Genomic DNA, 18442 nt, shown 5'->3' with positions numbered 1-18442 from the left:
TCAGCCGAGCAGCATCGCCTCCAGGGCGGCGCGCTCGTCCGCCGTGACGGACGCCGCGTAGTACTCGTACAGGCTGCGCCGTGAGGCGCGCGCCGCGCGCACGCCGTCACCTGCCCGGATCGCGTCCAGGACCTCCTCGTGGTGGGTCAGCGATCGCTGCATCACCGCCCGGCTGTCGTCCGCGTCGGAGATCGTGTCGGAGATGAGCGCGAGCACGGTGTCGCGTACCGCGGTGTGGCCCAGCTGGATCAGGGGGTTCCCGGCGATGGACATGATCACCTCGTGGAAGGTCATGTCGGCCTTGCTGAACGCGTCCTGTCCCTCCTCGAGTGCGGTGCGCATCACCTCGACCGCCTGCTCGATCCAGGCCAGCTGCTCCTCGGTGCGCAGCCCGGCGGCCAGCTGGTTGGCGGTCGAGTCGAGCATCATCCGCGACACGACCAGCTGGGCGAGGCTGAGCCGCGCCGCTCCTGCGAGGCGCTCCAGCGGCCGACGCAGCGAATCGACACCGATCTGCAGCACCTCGGGCCCGCGCGGGTCACCCGGACGGGAGCGCACCAGACCGGCGCTCTCGAGCACCCGGAGGGCCTCGCGCACGGTCGCCCGGCTGGTGCCGAACTGCACGACGAGCTCACGTTCGCTCGGCAGGCGCTCACCCGGCCGGAGCTCACCGCGGGCGACCGCTGCCTCGATCTGCTCGACGATCCGCTCGTAGAGCCGCACCGGCTGGACCTGCTCGAAGCGCGGCGGGTCGGCGATCATGTCCGGGCCTGCCGCCACGGGGGGATCGGCCAGGCGGGGGTGCACTCGTCGGGGCGATGGTGCTCGTACCAGTCGACGGCTCGCAGCACGCCCACGTCGTCGAAGCGCCGGCCGCTGACCTGCAGCCCGATCGTGCGGCCGTCGGCGGTGAAGCCGCAGTTGGTCGTCGCCGCCGGCTGTCCCGACATGCTGTAGGGGACGGTGAAGCCGATGTGGGCCATACCCAGGTCCGCTTCCCCCCAGGGCATCGGGTGCTCTGCGGGGAACGCGGCGACCGGGGCCACCGGTGACAGCACGACGTCGAACGGCTCGGTCGCAGCGGTCGTGGCCTTCTGCAGCGACATGATCGACGTGTAGTCGCGCAGCACCCGTCGGCCGTCGACCCCGGCGGCCGCGGTGACCCAACGCCGGATGAACGGCAGCACCCGCTCCTGACGTTGGGCGGGCAGCGCCTCCAGGTCCACCAGCGAGCGGACCCGCCAGAACTGGTCGAGGTCGGTCAGCATGGCCTCGGTGAGGAACGGCGCGACCGGCTCGACGCATGCGCCGGCCCGCTCGAACACCGCCGCCGCGTCCTGCACGGCCGCCCGCACCTCGGGATCCAGCGGCAGACCGGCTCCGGCGTCGAGGTGCAGTCCGACCCGAAGGCCCTTGACCGACTCCTGCGACGTGCCCGCGATGATCCCGTCGAGCTCCAGCTCGTGGGACGGCAGGCTGGTCCAGTCGCGTGGGTCGGGCCTGGATATCACCGCCAGCAGCAGCGCCGCGTCGCGGGCACTGCGCGCGATCGGCCCGGCCACGCGGCCCAGGTACGGGGCGGACAGGGGCACCCGGCCGAAGCTGGGCTTGAGGGTGGTCAGCCCGAGCCAGGTGCCGGGCAGGCGGATCGAGCCGCCGATGTCGGTGCCGACGTGCAGCGGGCCGTATCCTCCGGCGGCCGCCGCTCCGGCCCCGGAGCTCGACCCGCCGGTCGTCAGGCTCGGGTCCCAGGGTGACCGGGTGATGCCGTGCAGGCTGGATACCCCGGAGGAGAGCATGCCCCAGTCGGGCATGACGGTCGAGCCGAGGATGACCCCGCCGGCCTCGTTGATCCGGGCGACGACCGGACAGTCCCGCCTCGGGACGATCGGGACGACACCGGCCGTGCCGGACGGCATGGGGATGCCCGTTCGGGCGAGGTTCTCCTTTACGGTGACCGGGATGCCGTCGAGCGGGCCGAGCGGTCTGCCCGTGGACCACCGCTGCTCGCTGGCCCGGGCCGCGGCCAGGGCCTGGCGCGGGTCGTGCGACCAGAACGCGTTGAGCTCCGCCTCCCGTTCGGCGATCAGCGCGCAGATGTCCTGCACGACCTCGACCGGTGACAGCCGGCTCGCCTCGTATGCCGTGCGCAGCTGGGTCGCGTCGAGACGGGCCGGGCGATCTCGCGACGCGTCTGCGTCGATCCGCGCGCTCGGCTGGGGCGGTTCGTTCGGCTCGGTCGGACGGCGCGCTTCGCGGGTCATGCTCCCCATCTCTCAGCCGGGCTCCGAGGTGTGCGGGCAAGTCGTCCCGGCGCTGTGCACCACACGGTACCTCGCTACGTCGCACAGCGCACTGGCCGGACCAGTAGCCAGCCGGATGCCGGTGGCACTCGCCTCGGGCGACGGTTCTGGCCGGCGGCCCGCAGCGGTGCGGCCCCGCATGTGCCGGGCGCTCAGCCCGGCTGTTCGCCGCCCACCTGGGCCATCTCCTCGGCCAGCGCGGTGGCGTCGACACCGCTGAGGGCCTTCTTGATCGTCGGGGCCGCCGCGATCAGCCGGCGGGTGTAGGCCTGCGTGGGCGCGGTGTAGATCTGCTCGGTCGGGCCGTGCTCGACCAGGTCACCGTGGTGCAGCACCGCCACCGTGTCACAGACCCGCCGCACCACGGCCAGGTCGTGGGAGACGAACACGAGGGTGAGGTGGTACTCGTCGACCAGGTCGGCCAGCAGGTTGAGGATCTGGGCCTGCACGGACACGTCGAGCGCGCTCACCGGCTCGTCCGCGACCAGGACCTTCGGGCTCGGCGCGAGGGCGCGGGCGATCGAGATCCGCTGTCGCTGGCCGCCCGAGAACTGGTGCGGGAACCGGTCGGCTGCCGTGGTCGGCAGCCCAACGGCGCGGAGCAGCTCCAGGACCCGCACGCGGTTGTCCCGCTTGCCCCGGGCGACCAGCGGCTCGGCGATGATGTCGCGCACCCGCATCCTGGGGTTCAGCGAGCCCATCGGGTCCTGGAAGACGAACTGGAGCTCCTCGCGCAGGAACCGCAGCTCGCGCTCCTTGCGCCCGACGATCTCCTTGCCGTCGAAGCGGATCGAGCCGGTCGTGGGCTGGTCGAGCCCGGACATGATCCGGATGAGGGTCGACTTGCCCGATCCGGACTCGCCGACTATGCCGAACCGCTCGCCGCGGCGGATGTCGAAGCTGACCTGCTTGAGGGCCGTCACCGTCGGCACGGGCCCGCGGAACGACTGCCTCGGGCGCCGGAACACCCGGGTGAGGTTCCGCACGGCCACCAGCGCGTCGCCGTCCGGACCGCTCAGGGTCTGGCGGCCAACCTCTGCGTTCATCCTTCGCCTCCCAGGACCACCTTGGCGTACCCGTCCTCCGGGTCGCCGACCCACTCCGGGTCCGTTGCGTAGACCGACTGGGCCCGCACCCGGTCGCTCATGGTGGGCAGCCGGCCGTGCTCGTCCGAGACGTCCAGCTCGGAGGCCTCCAGCAGGCCGCGGGTGTAGGGGTGCCGGGGGGCCGACAGGACCCGCTTGACCGGGCCGGCCTCCACGATCCGTCCGCCGTACATGACCAGCAGCCGCTCGCACACGGTCGCGACCACCGCGAGGTCGTGGGTGATGAACAGCAGCGCGGACCCTCGGTCGCGCACCCCGGCCAGGATCAGCTGCAGCATCTGGGCCTGCACGGTGACGTCGAGTGCGGTCGTCGGCTCGTCACACAGCAGCAGCATCGGATCGTTCGCCAGGGCGATCGCGAGGACGACCCGCTGGCGTTGCCCGCCGGACATCTGGTGCGGGTAGGCCTTGGCCGCGCGCTCCGGGTCGGGCAGCTGGACCTTGCGCAGCAGCGCGAGCGCGGCCTCGCGGGCCTGCGCCTTGCCCGAGACGGTGCGGTGCACGAGCATGCCCTCGGACACCTGGTCGATGATCCGCATGGTCGGGTTGAGCGCGGTCATCGGCTCCTGGAAGACCATCGCGACCTGCCGACCACGCATCGCGGCGAACTGCTTCTGGGTGGCACCGACGATGTCGTGCGCCACACCGGACATGCGAATCGACCCGGTGGCCGTGAGCCCGTCGCCGAGCAGCCCCATGATGGACGTGACGGTCAGGGACTTGCCGGACCCGGACTCCCCGATCAGGCCGACCCGCTCGCCCGCGCGGATGGTGAACGAGATGTTCTTCACCAGTCGGGTGGAGCTCGTGCCGACGTCGAGCCCCTCGACCCGCAGGGCAGGTGTGCCTGCCGTCGCCGGCTGCGCCGGGGCGTTCGTGACGGCGGTCATCGCCGGTCCTCCAGACGGGGGTCGAACCGGTCCCGCAGCCCGTCGCCGAGCAGGTTGAACCCGAGCACTGCGATGGCGATCGCCACCGCCGGCCACAGCAGGATGATCGGCAGGGTGAACAGCTGCTCCTGTGCCTCCTGCAGCATCCGTCCCCACGACGGGGTGGGCGGTGCGGTGCCGAAGCCGAGATAGGACAGTGCGGCCTCGGCCAGCACGGCGATGGCGAAGGCCACCGAGCCCTGCACGATCAGCAGGCCGAAGATGTTGGGCAGGACGTGGCGCCAGGCGATGGCGACCGGTTTGCGGCCGGCGATCCGGGCCGCCAGGACGTACTCGGTGGACATGACCTGCAGGGTCCCGCTGCGAGCCAGCCGGGCGAACGACGGGATCGTCGCGATCCCGATGGCGATCATCGCGGTCAGGGTGCTGGCCCCGAAGACCGCTCCGAACATGATCGCCAGCAGCAGGGCGGGGAACGCGAGCAGCAGGTCGTTGCCGCGCATGACGACCTCGTTGAGCCCGCTTCGCTTGGACATGCCGGCGAAGATGCCCAACGGGGTGCCGATGACCGACGCCAGCCCGACCGCGATGATGCCCACGTACAGCGTGGTGCGGGCGCCGACCAGGATCTGGCTGAAGATGTCGCGGCCGAACTTGTCGGTGCCGAACCAGTGCTCGGCGTTCGGCCAGAGGAGTCGGGCCGACGCGTCGACCTTGACGGGGTCGTAGGGGGTCCACACGAACGAGACGAGGGCGGCGGCGATGACCCCACCCACGAGGATGGCGCCGGTGACGAACAGCGGCCCAAGCGGCCGGCGTGGCGCCCGGACGGGCGCGTCCGCGATGCGCTCCACCGGCGCGGACGGGCGCTCGGCGGGACGTTCGGCCGAGGGCTCGGCCGGGGGGACGATGTCGGTCATCACGAGCTCCTGAGCCGGGGGTCGAGGATGGTGTACAGGACGTCGACGACGAAGTTGATGATCAGCGCCGCGAGGACCAGGATCATCACCACGCCCTGGACCGTGAGCAGGTCGCGGTTGGCCACCGAGTCGAGCAGCAGGCTGCCCAGCCCCGGGATGACGAAGACCCGTTCGATGACGACGGCACCGATCAGCAGCGTGGTCAGCTGCAGCCCGAGCACCGTCACGACGGGGATGGAGGAGTTGCGCAGGATGTGCCGGGTCACGATGCGGAACCCGTCCAGGCCCTTCGAGCGCGCGGTGCGGATGTAGTCCTCCCGCATCACGTCGAGGGTCGCCGAGCGGACGTACCGGGTAAGGATCGCGCCCTGCACCAGCCCCAGCGACAGGACCGGCAGCAGGAGGTGCTCGACGAACCCGCCGGGGTCCTGGATCGGGACCACCCAGCCCCCGGACGGCAGCACCCGCAGCCACACCGCGAAGAAGTAGATCAGCGCGATGCCCATGACGAACGCCGGGATCGCGATGCCGATCTGGCTGCCGAAGGAGATCGCCAGACCGCTGGCCTTGCGGTGGCGCAGTGCCGACCAGGTGCCCAGCGGCAGCGCCGTGACCACCGCGACCGCCATGGCGCAGAGCACCAGCCAGGCGGTCACCGCGAGCCGGTCGGCCACGATCGGGCCGATCGGGTTGCGGGTCACGTACGAGATCCCGAAGTCGCCGGTCGGCAGCCCGCTGACCCAGTCCAGGTACTGGACCAGCAGCGGCCGGTTGGTCCCGAACTCGGCACGCAGCGCGGCCAGGGCCTCGGGGCTGGCGTTGACCCCGAGGGCCACCACGGCCGGGTCGCCGGGCAGCACCGCCATGAAGCCGAACACGACCATGGAGGCGACGACGATGCTGACGACGAAGACCACGAACCGGGTCCCGACGTACTTGAGCATGTCCATACGGTGATCCTGCCTATCTGGCTACCGGGACAGCCCGGTGACGTCGAACGACTCGGAGATCCCGTTCTTCGGAAGGCCCTTCAGGTTGGCCCTCGCGACGACCAGGTAGGGGAACAGGAACAGCCAGTCGGCGGCGGCGTCCTCGGAGATCTGGCGGGCCGCCGCCCGGAGGTCGCGTACCTGCTGGGCCGGGGTGCCCGCGTCGGCGGCCGCGATCAGCCGCTGCACCTTCGGGTTGTCGTAGCCGAAGTAGTAGTCGGGGTTGGCGTAGTTGGCGATGTCTCGCGCCTCGACATGGTTGATGATCGACATGTCGTAGTCGTGCTTGTTGAAGACCAGGTCCAGCCACCGGGCCGGGAACTCGAGCACGTCGATGTCCGCGGTGATGCCGACGTCCTCGAGCTGCGACTTGACCACCTGGCCGGCGGCCACGGCATAGGCCACGTTCGGCAGCCGGAGCCGTACGGTCAGGTTCGCGGCGCCCGCCTCGGCGAGCAGGTCCTTGGCCTTCTGGGGGTCGTACGGGAACAGCCCGGTCAGGTCCTCGTACCACGGGTCGGTGGGCGGTACCGGACCCCCGATCAGGGTCCCGCGCCCCGCCCACGCGGTGTCGAGGATGGCCTTGTGGTTCAGGGCGTACCGGACGGCCTGGCGGACCCGCTTGTCGCCGAACGCCTTGGACTTGTTGTTCATCGACAGGGTGACCTCGCCGTTCGAGGTGCCCTCGATGATCTTGAAGGTCGGGTCGCTCTCGAACCGGATCAGCGAGTCCGGGGCCGCGACGTTGCCGATCGCGTCGATGCCTCCGCTCAGCAGGGCGTTGGTCGAGGCGGTCGGGTCCTTGAAGTAGCGGAAGACGACCGTTGACATGTACGGCGCGGTACCCCAGTAGCCGGGCCGCGCGGTGAGGGTGATCGAGTCGCCGCGGACCCACTTGCCGACGACGTACGGGCCGGTCCCGACGGGCTTGTTGGCCAGGTCGGCGACCCCGTCGGGGCTCATCATGACCCCGATCCGGGTGGTCATCTTGAACAGCCAGTCGTTGCTGGGCCGGGCGAGCCTGACGGTGACCTGCGTCGGGGAGTCGACCGTCACGCCCTCGACCACGTCCATGGCCTTCTTCAGCGAGATCGTCCAGTCCTTCTTGACTCGTTCGATGCTGAACTTGACCGTGTTCGCGTCGAAGGGGGCGCCGTTGCTGAACGTCACGCCCTGGCGGAGCTTGAACGTGTACGACTTGCGGTCGGCGCTGACCTTCCACGACTCGGCCAGCAGCGGCACGACCTTGCCGTCCTGGTCGAGCTCCACCAGCCCCTCGTAGACGTTCGTGAGCAGCACCTGGGGTATCGCCGCCCCGTCGGTGCGGGTGAAGTCGAGGTTCTCCGGCTCGAGCGCGAACGCGATGGAGGCGGTCTTGGTACTCAGTCCGCCGCCTCCGCCGGACGAGGCACTGGTGCCGGCTCCGGCGTTGCATGCGGCGAGGAGCATCGCGAGACCGGCGGCGATGCCGCTGACGGCCAGCTTCCTCAGTCTGGACATGTCCTCATCCTTCCGGGGCGGGTGCGGCAGGTGCGGACTCGGCGGGGCGTGCGACGACCGCCTCGCCCACCTGGTCGGTGGTTGGCGATCCTACGAGGTCAGGTGCTCGGACCCGGCTCGCGCGGCCTCGTCACGACGGTCGCGGTCAGTCGGTTGCCCTCGTGGTGGTTGACCGGTCAGACCAGCATTCCTAGTTGCGTGCTTGGAAGGCTGTCATTAGTGTGACGGCAGAGTCAACCCTGCGTCATCGACCTGTGACTCGTTCGCCGATCCGCCATGGGCCGCCTGCGCAGCGCGACCGTCGGTGGGGACAACGGAGGTGAGCCGTGAGCGCCGTTCCGGACGGGCTGCGAGCGATGGTGCCAGTCACCGCCGGCCGCGCGACCGGCGAGATCCGGGCGAGAGCCCGGCGTCGGCACGCCGGTGAGGCGGGCCGGCCATGACGAGCACGCCACCCGGCCGGACCGCCTGGAACTACGCCGAGATCTACCGCGCGATCGCCCGGGAGATCCCGGAGGTGGCCTGCCAGGTCCAGGGTGAGCAGGTCGTCACGTGGGCCGAGTTCGACCGGCGCAGCGACGCGGTCGCTGCCCACCTGCTCTCGCTCGGCCTGCCGCGACAGGCCAAGGTGGCCGTGCTGCTGCGCAACTGCCCGCAGTACATCGAGGCGTATGTCGGGTGCTTCAAGGCCGCGCTGACCCCGCTCAACGTCAACTACCGGTACGGCCACGACGAGCTCGTGCACGTGCTGACCAACGGCGACGCCGAGGCCCTGGTCTTCCACGCCTCGCTCGCCCCGGTGGTCGACAGCGCCCGGCCCGACCTGCCGCGGGTCTCCCACTTCATCGCCGTGCCGGACCCACCCGGGACGGCGCCCGCCCCGGGCGCCGGAGGCGAGAGCGTCATACCGCCGTGGGCCCGGTCCTACGAGCAGGTCGCGACCAGTGGAGCCGCCCTGCTCGACGCGCCGGTACTCAGGGGCGACGACGCGCTCCTGCAGTACACGGGCGGCACGACGGGACTGCCCAAGGGGGTGCTCTGGCGCCAGGACACGGTGATCTCGGCCCTGGGCGGCGCGACGAACTTCTACCAGCACAAGCCTGCCGTCGACGATCTCGACGGGCTCGTCCACCAGCTCGAGCGCGGCGGCAAGCGCCTGTATGTCGCCTGCCCGCTGATGCACGCCACCGGGCTGTTCACGGGCCTGTCCCTGATGAACGAGGGCTGGGCCGTGGAGACGACCGGCGCGCCGCGGTTCTCCGCCCCCGCCATGCTGCGTACCCTGAGCGAGCACCGGGTGAACGCAGTCGTGATCGTGGGCGACGCGTTCGCCCGCCCGTTGCTGGCCGAGCTGGACGCCAACGGTCCCGCCTACAACCTGCACCACCTCGAGCTGGTCATCTCGGCCGGGTCGGTCTGGTCGCAGCGGGTCCGGCAGGGCTTCCTGGACCGGCTTCCATGGGTCCTGCTGTGCGACAACTACGGCTCCTCGGAGGCGCTGCGCGGGGTGCAGACCTACTCGCGGCCTGGCCAGGTACCCGAGTCCGGTGTCATCGAGGCCAGCGAGCGGCTCCACCTCATGGACGAGGACGGCGCCCTGCTGCAGCCGCCCCTGCCCGGTGACCGGGGTGCGCTGCTGATCAGCGGGTACCTCGCGGACGGCTACTACAACGACTCGTCGAAGAGCGCCTCGACGTGGGTCACCATCGCCGGGCGGCGCTACTGCGTGACCGGCGACAGCGGCGAGGTCGAGCCGGACGGGAGCATCCGGCTGCTCGGCCGAGGGAGCTCGGTGATCAACACCGGTGGTGAGAAGGTCTTCCCCCAGGAGGTGGAGGACGTCGTGCGGACCCACCCGGCGGTCCTCGATGCCGCCGTCGTCGGGCTGCCGCACGAGCGGTTCGGCCAGGTCGTCGTCGCGGCGGTCGTGCTGCGTACCGGTGCCACCCTCGACCAGCCGGCCCTGGGCGAGTACGTCCGGTCGCACCTGGCCGACTACAAGATGCCCCGCCGGATGGCCGTGCTGGACCGCATCCCGCGCACCGCCGCGGGCAAGGTCGACTATGCCACCAGCCGCAGCGCCGCCATGGCGGCGCTCGCGGGGTCGTGACCGAGCCCAGGAGCGCCGATGGACAGCATGAGCCTGGCAGACGCCTCGTTCCTCTACGCCGAGAACGAGACGGACCTGCACCACAACGCTTGGCTGGGGATCTTCGAGGGGCCACCGCCCACGACCGAGGAGTACACCGCGCTGATCGCGGCCAAGCTGCACCTGATCCCGCGGTACCGGCAGCGGGTCCGCTTCGTACCCGGCGACCTCGGCACCCCGGTCTGGGTCGACGACCAGCACTTCAACCTCGGCTTCCACATCCGGCACATCGCGCTGCCCGCACCCGGGTCGGACGACCAGCTGCGGCACTTCTTCACGACGCTCATGGCGATGCCCCTCGACCGCGGCAAACCGCTGTGGGAGATGTGGGTCATCGACGGCCTCGAGAAGGGGCGCTGGGCCGTCGTGTCCAAGCTGCACCACTGCATGGCCGACGGTGCCACGACCACGGGCATGACCACGATCCTGTTCGACGCCGACCCCGGGGCGAGCATCGCGGAGCCGCCGCCGTGGGCGCCCGGACCGGCGCCGACCGACCAGGAGCTGGTCCAGGCCGCCCTGGCCAGCAGCCAGCAGACCGGCGAGAACCTCACCACCCGGTATGCCGCCCTGATGTCCTCCCTGCGGCAGCGCGGGGACGAGGTGGGTGCGGCGTTCACCTCGCTCGAGTCGAGCCTGGCCGAGCCGCTGGACATCCCCGAGCTGAACGGGCCGATCGGCCCGTACCGGAGGTGGGGCTGGGTGCAGGCTCCGCTGGCGGACATCGCGAAGGTGCGCAAGAGGCTCGGTGGCACGGTCAACGACGTCATCCTGGCCATGGTCACCAACGGTTTCCGCGAGCTGCTGCTGGCCCGTGGTGAGCAGGTCACCGGCCGGACGGTCCGCTGCATGGTCCCGGTCTCGGTGCGCGACGCCGACGACGAGGCCGGCAACCGGGTGTCGGCGATGTACGCCGAGCTGCCCGTGGGCGTGTCCGGGGTGCTCGACCGGTACTCGCGGATCCGCACCCAGATGGATGCGCTCAAGGCAGCCAACCAGGCGCTCGCCGGCGACGTCCTGGCGTCGTTCGCGGCACTGCAGTCACCTGCCCTGGCCGCCCTCGGGGCCCGCGCCGCGAGCCAGGTGACCAGCCCCGTCAACACCACCACGACCAACGTCCCCGGCCCGCAGTTCCCGCTGTACGCCCTGGGCCGGCTGATGCTGGAGAACTGGCCGTACATCACCTTGGCCAACACCGTGCGGATCGCGACGACGGCCTTCTCCTACAACGGCGTGGTCCGGCTCGGGGTCACCGGTGACCACGACTCCACCGCCGACCTGGAGGTGTTCACCGAGGGGGTCCGCAAGGGGCTGTCCGGGCTGCAGCGCGCGCGGGCCCGCAGCGCAGCGCGGGGCGAGCCCGTCCCGCCTCCCACCGAGCCCGCCGACCGGTAGGTGGACACCCCGGTCGTCCCTGCCCCGGCGGTGACCGATGATGGCCTGGTCGGGGCACGACGACGAACACTGCACGACGAACACACAACGACGAACACGGAACAACGACGAAGGAGAACGGATGTCGGACGCGACGACGCAGGGGAACCAGCTGGAGCTGCTCGAGTCGGCACGCCGGCAACAGGCCACCGCGCTGACGCAGATGCGCGAGGCGGCCCTGGAGAACGCGAGGTACTGGGAGGGCGTGGCTGGGCAGAGCGGTGCCGAAGTGCCACAGCCGAGCCCCACGGCCTGGGTCAAGGCACACTTCGACTACCTCGACACCGTGACCGACGCCCAGTTCCAGTACGCGCGGGCGCTCGTGACCGCCGGCGCCCCATCGCAGGGAGAATGACCCCGGCAGGCGCCCCGGGCGGTACCACCGGGCGCAGTCGGCCCCCGGGCGGCGGAGACGGCGCAGCCGGGTCCGACGAGGTCGCCCCGCCCCCGCTGTCGCTGTTCGCTCTCGAGTCCGCCCGGGCCCGGGTCGAATGGCTCTCCCTGGTGGTCTCGCAGCGGCTGCTCGACCCGCCGCGCGGTTCCGGCGAGCCGGTGCTCGTGCTGCCGGGGCTCCTGGCCGGCGACGAGGCCACCGAGCCGCTGCGGCGGATCCTGGGCGGGCTCGGTCACGTCGCCCACGGCTGGGGCCTGGGCGTCAACGTGGGCCCGACCGCGCACATCCTCGACGGCCTGGTCGCCCGGGTCCTCGCCCTGTCCGAGGCCGCCCGCGCGGAACGGCACGACGGCCGCGTCCAGCTCGTCGGCATCAGCCTGGGCGGCATCCTGGCACGCGAGCTGGCCCGGCAGGTTCCGGACCACGTCGGGCGCGTCGTCACGATCGGCAGCCCGTTCCGGATCGTCGACCACCGGCAGAGCCGGCTGGCGGGCGTGTTCCAGTCGCTGTCGCACCTGCACGTGAGCCGGGAACGGTTCGACATCTTCCGCCAGGACGCGCTGCCCCAGCACGTGCCGACGACGGCGGTCTACTCCCGGTCGGACGGCGTGGTGTCCTGGCGGGCCTGCGTCGAGGATCCCGGTACCGAGGCCCACGAGAGCGTCGAGGTGCACTCGAGCCATACCGGCATGCCCTACAACCCCGCCACCGTGTACGTCGTGGCGGACCGCCTCGCCGGTGACCCCGCGCACTGGCAGCCGTTCCGCGCGCCGACCCGGTTGCGGCACCTGTACCCGGCGCCATGACCGGCTCGCGGGTCTGCCCGGAGCCGACGCGACCGGCTGCCGCCGACACGAGAACCCCTGTCCGGCCACCCCTGACGCCAGGCCGTGGCACCACCCACCCCGGAAGAGAGTCATGATCGCGTACGACCCCACGAATCCCCCGGGCCTGCCGATCGGCGCGGACTGGGTGCCCGTGCCCCGCCACGCCCCGGTGACCTTCCCGTTCAACGGGGAACAGGTCGGCTCTGCTCCGGTGGGCACCGCGCAGCTGGCCGAAGCGGCCATCACGCATGCCGTGGGCCTGCGGGCGCAGGCCGCCGCCCTGCCGTCCCACGCCCGTCGGGCGGCGCTGGCCGAGACCCACCGGGTGCTCGGCGAGCGGCGCGACGAGCTCGAGCAGCTGCTCGTCCTCGAGACGGGCAAGCCGCTGGTCGACTGTCGCGTCGAGGTCGACCGGACGCTGCTGACGCTTGCCGTCTCGGCCGAGGAGGTGGCCCGGCTGCACGGTGAGACGGTGCCGCTCGACCTGCTGCCCAGTGGTGAGGGCCTCATCGGGTTCTGGGTGCGCAAGCCGATCGGCATCGTCGTTGGGATCGCCGGGTTCAACTACCCGTTGCTGCTGGCCGCCCACAAGCTGGCGCCCGCCCTCGCGGCCGGCTGCCCGGTCGTGGTCAAGCCGGCGCCGCAGACCCCGCTGGCGACCCTCTGGCTGGTGGACGTCGTCCGCACGGCGCTCACGCAGGTCGGCGCCCCCGCCGGCCTCGTGCAGCTCGTGACGGGCGGGGTCGAGGTCGGGGTGGCCCTGACCACCGACCGCCGGGTCGGCGCGGTCTCGTTCACCGGGTCGGCGGCGGTCGGGCACGCGATCGCCCGCGATGCCGCGCCGACGAAGGTGCTGCTCGAGCTGGGCTCCAACTCCGCACTGGTGGTGGCCGACGACGCGGACCTCGACGCGGCCGCCGACGCCGTCGTGCGAGGCGGGTACTACGCCTCCGGACAGGCCTGCATCTCGGTGCAGCGCGTCGTGGTGGTGCAGCAGGTGCGGGACCGGTTCCTGGACGCGCTCGCGGCACGGATGGACCGGGTCGTGGTCGGCGACCCACGCAAACCGGAGACCCGGGTCGCGGCCCTGATCGACGCCCGCTCCACGCAGCGCGTCCTGGCCTGGATCGAGTCGGCGGTCGCGGCCGGGGCGAGCGTCATACACGGCGGCGGGGTCGAGGACGGGGTGCTGAGCCCCACGGTCCTGCTCGACGTGCCCGACAGCCAGTCCGCCTGGGACGAGGAGATCTTCGGCCCCGTGGTCGCCGTCCGGTCCGTGCCGACCGTGCAGGACGCCTTCGACGCGGTCAACCGTTCCCGGTACGGCCTGCACGCCAGTGTCTTCACGTCCTCGCTCGAGACCGCCTTCCGGGCGGTCGACGTCATCGAGGCGGGCGGAGTGGTCGTCAACGAGGTGCCCGGGTTCCGCTCCGACGTCATGCCCTACGGCGGCGTCAAGGACTCGGGAGCCGGCCGGGAGGGCCCGCGGTTCGCCATCGACGAGCTGACCGTGACCCGGATGGCGATCATCCGGCCGGCATCCGGCGGGCACCGGCCCGGCCCGTCGGAGCCGGGTCGGGGCGCGCCGGTACCATCCAGCGGCGGGGAGGCGCGATGACCGCGGCGGCGTCGACCTTCGACTACCAGCGGCTGTTCCGCCTCGACGGCCGGCGCGCCGTCGTCGTGGGCGCCGGCAGCGGGATCGGACGGGCGAGCGCACTCGCCCTGGCCGCGCACGGCGCCGAGGTGGTCTGCGCCGATCGCGACGCCGCCACCGCGGCGGCCACGGTGGCGGCGGGCGGCGGGATGGCGGCATACGAGCTCGACGTCACCGACACGGCGGCGGTCGAGCGGGCCGCCGTGGACCTCGGCGTGGTCGACGTCCTCGTCTTCACGGCTGCGACCAACGTGCGCAAGCGGCTGCTCGACTACACGAGCGAGGAGTTCGACCGGGTCGTCCGGCTCAACCTGCGCGCCTCCTTCGACCTGGTGCGCGCCTTCGGGGACGGCATGGCCCGGCGCGGGCGCGGCAGCATCATCGGCTTCAGCTCGATCCGCTCGGTCACCGTCGAGCCCGGACAGGGTGTCTACGCCGCCACGAAGGCGGGGCTCGTCCAGCTGCTGCGCACGGCGGCCGCCGAGCTGGGCCCGATGGGGGTGCGCTGCAACGCGATCGCGCCCGGGGTCGTCGACACGCCGCTGACCGCGCAGATCCGGGCGGATCACGGCTGGTCGCAGGCCTACGCCGACAAGAGCGCACTCGGTCGCTGGTCGCACGCCGAGGAGTATGCCGGTGCGGTCGTCTACCTCGCCTCCGACGCCTCCTCCTTCGTGACCGGCAGCCAGCTGTTCGTCGACGGGGGATGGACCGCGGTGGACGGGCGGTTCACCCCACCGGCCTGACCGGGTCCGACGCGACCGGGGCCGCGGTCCTCAGCGCGGCAGCCGGGCGACCGTCAGGTGCCTGCGGGCGTCGTTGAACAGCCGGCGGGTCATCACGGTCGAGGTGCCCTCGCTGCGCCACTGCCCCGCCCGGGGGAACGCGGCGCACGCCGAGGGATAGGTGTCGCAGTACGACCGCGTCCCGCCGGCCGTCTGCGCCGCGAGCATCGCCTTGGCGATCGCCCGCGAGAGGGTGTCGGCGCCCGCCTCGAAGATGGCGCTCAGCTGCCGGCCGTCGGCCGGGTTGTTGACCCGCAGAGGGGTGCCCGAGCCGGTCGCGACGGCGAACACCGTGTCGCCGTCGGACAGGGTGTGCACCGGCCGGATGGCCCGCGCCATCCCGTCGTGGGCGTTGCCCGACATCCGCTGGGCGGCCGCCTTCTCCAGGCTCGCGTTGGTGGCCACGACCGCGATGGTGGTGTTCAGGTCGTCTGGTGCAGCGGCGGCGCCCGTGGACCGGCACTCCGATGCGAGCGGCTTGCGCAGCCCGGCGAACTCGTCGCCGACGCCGAGCCGGGTGCCGAGCAGCTCGCAGCTGCCCGGGTCAACGGTGGAGCCGACGGAGTTGACGATGACGATCGCCCCGACGTAGACGTCGTTGCCGAGGTGGACGCTGGCCGTGCCCACCCCGCCCTTGAGCCCGCCCGCGCGAGCACCGGTGCCCCCGCCGTAGGAGCCCTGCCGGACCGGGCCGCCGGTCGCGCTCGAGGCGGCCACCCAACCCCACTCCGCCGTGGTGCGAGCCTTGATGTCGCCACCGCGACCCAGGTCGTAGATGTCGGCCGCGGGCACGATCGGCGCGACGCCGGTGCTGCCCAGACCCACGCCCTCGCCGCGGTCCTCGAGCCAGCGGATGATCCCGTCGGTCGCCGACAGGCCGTACATGCTCGACCCACCGAGCTGGATCGCGTTGACGCCCGGGTTCGAGTTGACCGGTGAGAGCAGGTCGGTCTCCTTGGTGGCCGGGGCTCCACCGCGCTGGTCCACGCTCGCGACCGACATCCTGGGGGTGTAGACCACCGTGGTCCCGGTGAGGAACGGGGCGTTGCTCTGGTGGACCTGCCCGACCTGGACGCCGGGCACGTCGGTGATCGCGTTCAGCCGGCCGGGCTGCCCGATGGCGGGGGAGGCTGAGGCCGGCTTGACCGAAGGCGCAGCCGTCCCGGCCGGGATCGTCGCGGTGGTCGCCGTGGAGGGCATCGCGCTGGTGAGCAACACTGTGCTGCAGGCGATCCCGATGATGGTCGTCGCGGTGCGAACGGATCCGCGATGCGGGCGAGGCGGCGTCGGCTTGCTGTCGGGCATGATGTCTCCGATCGAGTGAGTGGTCCCGGGTGGCTCCGGCATACTCGCAGCCCGAATTGTCCACGTCCATAGCGGTTAGTCCGGCTGGCCGCGATCCTGGGCATCACCGGCGTCCCGACGCTGGTTGGTTGACGGGCCTGGCGCTGGTTGGGCAAAGGCGTTGCGGGGCGGGCCGTCGCGGCGGTGGCGGTCAGTGTGCTGCGCGGGTCGTGGGTCGGCTGGGGATGCTGTTCAGCCGGCGCGGTGGTGGTCGGGGGTGTATTCGAGCTGGTGGTGCCAGCGCGTCCGGTGGAGCTCGATGATCACCGCGGTGGTAGTGCCGGTGGTGGCGGGGTGTTCGTGGTGGGCGGGGAGCAGGGGTGGGGCGGTGGAGGTGTAGCTGTGCCCGGTGGGGGTGGTGATGCGTGTGGTGTGCGGCTGGTCGCTGCCGGCGGCGGGGCCGGGGTCGGTGACCTGGGTGTGCCAGCCGGGTAGGTCCTTGGTCAGGTTGCAGCGGATGCACAGGCCCTGCCCGTTGAGCTGGCTGGTTGGTCCGCCGTCGGTGTGCGGGTGGATGTGGTCGGCGTGCCGGATCGGCGCGTCGCACCACGGGGTGCGGCACACCCCGTCGCGGGCGATCAGGAAGCGGCGCAGCCCGGCCGGGAACAGCCGGGCGGTGGAGTCCATCGCGACCAGGGTGCCGGTGCCCGGGTGGGTGTAGAGCCGGCGCAGCCAGTGCCTGGCCGCGCGTGAGGTCGCATCTCGGGGCGCTCCGCCGTCTGGTGGGCCGCCTCCGGGGGGACGCTGCGGCGCTCGGTGGGCCTCCGCTTCGCTGGTGCCCCGCGTAGCGTGGCCCGGCGTCGTGTGCTTCGGGGTGCCGCCCCGGCCCGCCCCGCCTGGTGCGCCGCCCCCGTGTGTGCGGTCCTGCGCCGCGCTCTGGCCCGTCCCGGGAGGGTGGTTGCTGCTGCCGGGTGGGTGGTTGGTGTCGCTGGGCTGGTGTGTCCCGGGCGGCTGGTGCGCGTCTGTCGGGGACGGGCGGTCCGGTGGCTGGGGTGCGTCGCCCTCGGGTGTTGCCGGGTGGTTGCTGTGCTCGGGCAGGTCGGTGGTGAGCCGGTCGCGGACCCAGCCGGCCGGGACGGGCCCGTAGCCGGGCACGTGCGCCGGGGTGTCGTCGCCGTCGAACAGGGCCCGGTCGGTGATCACGACCTGCACTTGCAGGCCCAGATCCTCGGCGGTGGCCTGTCCGGTGACTCGCTGGTGCAGCGTGTCGGCCATCACCTGACCGCGGGAGCGCGGGTCGCCGGCGGCCTTGGCGGCCGCAGCGGCCTGCGCCAGCGCGGCGTAGACCGCCACGGCCATCTCGACCGGCAGCAGCGCGGCCACCAGGGCCATGCAGTCCGGCACGGGGCGCACCGAGACCCGCCGGTCCTCTCGTGCGCGTCGGGCCCGTTCGACGGCCGCTTCGGGGTCCAGGCGGTCAGCGCAGGCACGCACGCGCCGTTGCACCTCCCGGTCGCCCCACCCGGACAGTCCGCTGCCGGCCGGGTCGCCCGGGGCGGGGGTGTTGGCCTGGATCACCTCGGTGTCCACGATCGCGCGCAGCTGCGGGGAGAGGTGGCTGGTGGCCTTGACGACCAGCTCGGCGCGCCGCTCGCACAGGTGCCCTGCCGCGAGCGCGGAAAGGGTGTGGGGCAGGTCCTGCACGAGCGTCACCGCCGCCCGGGCCAGCCGCGCCCCGCGTGCGGGTGACTCCCGCCGGGCCAGCCCGACCTGCGCGGACACGCCGGTCCGCGACGCGACCGCCGCCGCCCGCCGCCGCGACGAGGAGCCGCGACCGGCTGCCTCGGCGCTCTGGCGGCCCGGCGTGTTGCCCGCGCTGGTCTGCTCGGGTGGTAGCCGCCGGGCCCGGGCGGCGTCCCGGGCGGTGACCCACCCGTCGAAGTCGCCCGCGTCCGAGCAGTCCCGGGCGAGCTGCTCGAGCCGGTCGGCCTCGCGGGCCTGGGCGGCCACGAACCGCGCGGTCAGCCGGGCCTGCGCGGCCGCGGCGGCGGCCTTGACCTTCTCGAGCGCGTCGAGCTGATCGATCAGCTCGGCGTCGGAGCGGCCGTGGCCGCGTGTTGCGCCCAGGGTGGCCACCAGCGCGTGCAGGGCGTCCACGTCCAGCGGGGCGGCCGGTGTGCCGGTCGCCGCGTCCACCTCGCCGT

16 protein-coding genes are annotated in these 18442 nt (G+C 72.4%); 7 read left to right on the top strand and 9 right to left on the bottom strand.

Going from position 1 to position 18442, the window contains the following annotated elements:
* From WMI84_RS10375 to WMI84_RS10345, 7 genes are all read right to left on the bottom strand, one after another.
* Positions 1-780 carry an FCD domain-containing protein gene (locus WMI84_RS10375; RefSeq protein WP_347352845.1) on the bottom strand — a complete coding sequence of 260 codons (780 nt, stop codon included), beginning with the start codon at positions 778-780 and terminating at the stop codon, positions 1-3.
* Positions 759-2264: an amidase gene (locus tag WMI84_RS10370; RefSeq protein ID WP_347352844.1), complete on the bottom strand. Its 1506-nt coding sequence runs from the start codon at positions 2262-2264 to the stop codon at positions 759-761. The genes WMI84_RS10375 and WMI84_RS10370 overlap by 22 nt, the downstream gene beginning before the upstream one ends.
* Positions 2265-2455: 191 nt before the next feature.
* On the bottom strand, positions 2456-3349 hold the full coding sequence (locus WMI84_RS10365) for a dipeptide/oligopeptide/nickel ABC transporter ATP-binding protein (protein ID WP_347352842.1): 894 nt from the start codon (positions 3347-3349) through the stop codon (positions 2456-2458).
* Positions 3346-4299: an ABC transporter ATP-binding protein gene (locus WMI84_RS10360; protein ID WP_347352840.1), complete on the bottom strand. Its 954-nt coding sequence runs from the start codon at positions 4297-4299 to the stop codon at positions 3346-3348. Before WMI84_RS10360 ends, WMI84_RS10365 begins: the two co-directional genes overlap by 4 nt.
* The gene (locus tag WMI84_RS10355; RefSeq protein WP_347352838.1) at positions 4296-5219 is read right to left on the bottom strand and encodes an ABC transporter permease; all 924 of its coding nucleotides are present in this window, start codon (positions 5217-5219) and stop codon (positions 4296-4298) included. Before WMI84_RS10355 ends, WMI84_RS10360 begins: the two co-directional genes overlap by 4 nt.
* A complete protein-coding gene (locus tag WMI84_RS10350) occupies positions 5219-6163 on the bottom strand; it encodes an ABC transporter permease (protein ID WP_347352846.1) in 945 nt (314 codons plus the stop codon). The genes WMI84_RS10355 and WMI84_RS10350 overlap by 1 nt, the downstream gene beginning before the upstream one ends.
* 27 nt (positions 6164-6190) lie before the next feature.
* On the bottom strand, positions 6191-7708 hold the full coding sequence (locus WMI84_RS10345) for an ABC transporter substrate-binding protein (RefSeq protein ID WP_347352836.1): 1518 nt from the start codon (positions 7706-7708) through the stop codon (positions 6191-6193).
* Positions 7709-8147: 439 nt separating this feature from the next.
* Here WMI84_RS10345 and WMI84_RS10340 point away from each other — a divergent pair, with 439 nt between their 5' ends.
* The 6 genes from WMI84_RS10340 to WMI84_RS10315 all read left to right on the top strand — a co-directional run bounded on the left by WMI84_RS10340 (position 8148) and on the right by WMI84_RS10315 (position 14915).
* A complete protein-coding gene (locus tag WMI84_RS10340) occupies positions 8148-9818 on the top strand; it encodes an AMP-binding protein (RefSeq protein WP_347352835.1) in 1671 nt (556 codons plus the stop codon).
* Between the two features lie 18 nt (positions 9819-9836).
* Entirely contained in the window at positions 9837-11252 is a 1416-nt protein-coding gene (locus WMI84_RS10335; protein WP_347352833.1) for a wax ester/triacylglycerol synthase family O-acyltransferase, read from the top strand.
* A 121-nt stretch (positions 11253-11373) separates the two neighbouring features.
* Complete coding sequence (locus WMI84_RS10330; RefSeq protein WP_347352831.1) at positions 11374-11646, top strand: hypothetical protein; 273 nt, start codon at positions 11374-11376, stop codon at positions 11644-11646.
* Positions 11643-12491: a hypothetical protein gene (locus WMI84_RS10325; RefSeq protein WP_347352829.1), complete on the top strand. Its 849-nt coding sequence runs from the start codon at positions 11643-11645 to the stop codon at positions 12489-12491. Before WMI84_RS10330 ends, WMI84_RS10325 begins: the two co-directional genes overlap by 4 nt.
* A 112-nt stretch (positions 12492-12603) precedes the next feature.
* A complete protein-coding gene (locus WMI84_RS10320; RefSeq protein ID WP_347352827.1) occupies positions 12604-14130 on the top strand; it encodes an aldehyde dehydrogenase family protein in 1527 nt (508 codons plus the stop codon).
* Positions 14127-14915, top strand: a complete 789-nt coding sequence (locus WMI84_RS10315) for an SDR family oxidoreductase (protein WP_347352826.1) — start codon at positions 14127-14129, stop codon at positions 14913-14915. Before WMI84_RS10320 ends, WMI84_RS10315 begins: the two co-directional genes overlap by 4 nt.
* A 30-nt stretch (positions 14916-14945) precedes the next feature.
* On the opposite strand, the gene WMI84_RS10310 is transcribed toward WMI84_RS10315, so the two are convergent.
* Positions 14946-16037: a P1 family peptidase gene (locus WMI84_RS10310; RefSeq protein ID WP_347352824.1), complete on the bottom strand. Its 1092-nt coding sequence runs from the start codon at positions 16035-16037 to the stop codon at positions 14946-14948.
* A gap of 4 nt (positions 16038-16041) precedes the next feature.
* Here WMI84_RS10310 and WMI84_RS10305 point away from each other — a divergent pair, with 4 nt between their 5' ends.
* On the top strand, positions 16042-16278 hold the full coding sequence (locus WMI84_RS10305; protein WP_347352822.1) for a hypothetical protein: 237 nt from the start codon (positions 16042-16044) through the stop codon (positions 16276-16278).
* Positions 16279-16490: 212 nt separating this feature from the next.
* Here WMI84_RS10305 and WMI84_RS10300 read toward each other — a convergent pair.
* Positions 16491-18442: DUF222 domain-containing protein (locus WMI84_RS10300; protein WP_347352821.1), on the bottom strand; the 1952-nt coding region annotated here is incomplete at its 5' end.

Source organism: Intrasporangium sp. (assembly GCF_039812505.1).
In the GTDB taxonomy this organism is placed as follows: Bacteria; Actinomycetota; Actinomycetes; order Actinomycetales; family Dermatophilaceae; genus Intrasporangium_A.
This window is presented reverse-complemented; position numbering and strand designations above follow the sequence as displayed.

What these genes read in the sequence shown, in the direction of transcription:
- WMI84_RS10345 (WP_347352836.1), bottom strand. Translation starts at nt 7,708, where the DNA reads ATGTCCAGACTGAGGAAGCTGGCCGTCAGCGGCATCGCCGCCGGTCTC.
- WMI84_RS10325 (WP_347352829.1), top strand. Translation starts at nt 11,643, where the DNA reads ATGACCCCGGCAGGCGCCCCGGGCGGTACCACCGGGCGCAGTCGGCCC.
- WMI84_RS10340 (WP_347352835.1), top strand. Translation starts at nt 8,148, where the DNA reads ATGACGAGCACGCCACCCGGCCGGACCGCCTGGAACTACGCCGAGATC.
- WMI84_RS10365 (WP_347352842.1), bottom strand. Translation starts at nt 3,349, where the DNA reads ATGAACGCAGAGGTTGGCCGCCAGACCCTGAGCGGTCCGGACGGCGAC.
- WMI84_RS10330 (WP_347352831.1), top strand. Translation starts at nt 11,374, where the DNA reads ATGTCGGACGCGACGACGCAGGGGAACCAGCTGGAGCTGCTCGAGTCG.
- WMI84_RS10370 (WP_347352844.1), bottom strand. Translation starts at nt 2,264, where the DNA reads ATGACCCGCGAAGCGCGCCGTCCGACCGAGCCGAACGAACCGCCCCAG.
- WMI84_RS10335 (WP_347352833.1), top strand. Translation starts at nt 9,837, where the DNA reads ATGGACAGCATGAGCCTGGCAGACGCCTCGTTCCTCTACGCCGAGAAC.
- WMI84_RS10315 (WP_347352826.1), top strand. Translation starts at nt 14,127, where the DNA reads ATGACCGCGGCGGCGTCGACCTTCGACTACCAGCGGCTGTTCCGCCTC.
- WMI84_RS10350 (WP_347352846.1), bottom strand. Translation starts at nt 6,163, where the DNA reads ATGCTCAAGTACGTCGGGACCCGGTTCGTGGTCTTCGTCGTCAGCATC.
- WMI84_RS10360 (WP_347352840.1), bottom strand. Translation starts at nt 4,299, where the DNA reads ATGACCGCCGTCACGAACGCCCCGGCGCAGCCGGCGACGGCAGGCACA.
- WMI84_RS10320 (WP_347352827.1), top strand. Translation starts at nt 12,604, where the DNA reads ATGATCGCGTACGACCCCACGAATCCCCCGGGCCTGCCGATCGGCGCG.
- WMI84_RS10355 (WP_347352838.1), bottom strand. Translation starts at nt 5,219, where the DNA reads ATGACCGACATCGTCCCCCCGGCCGAGCCCTCGGCCGAACGTCCCGCC.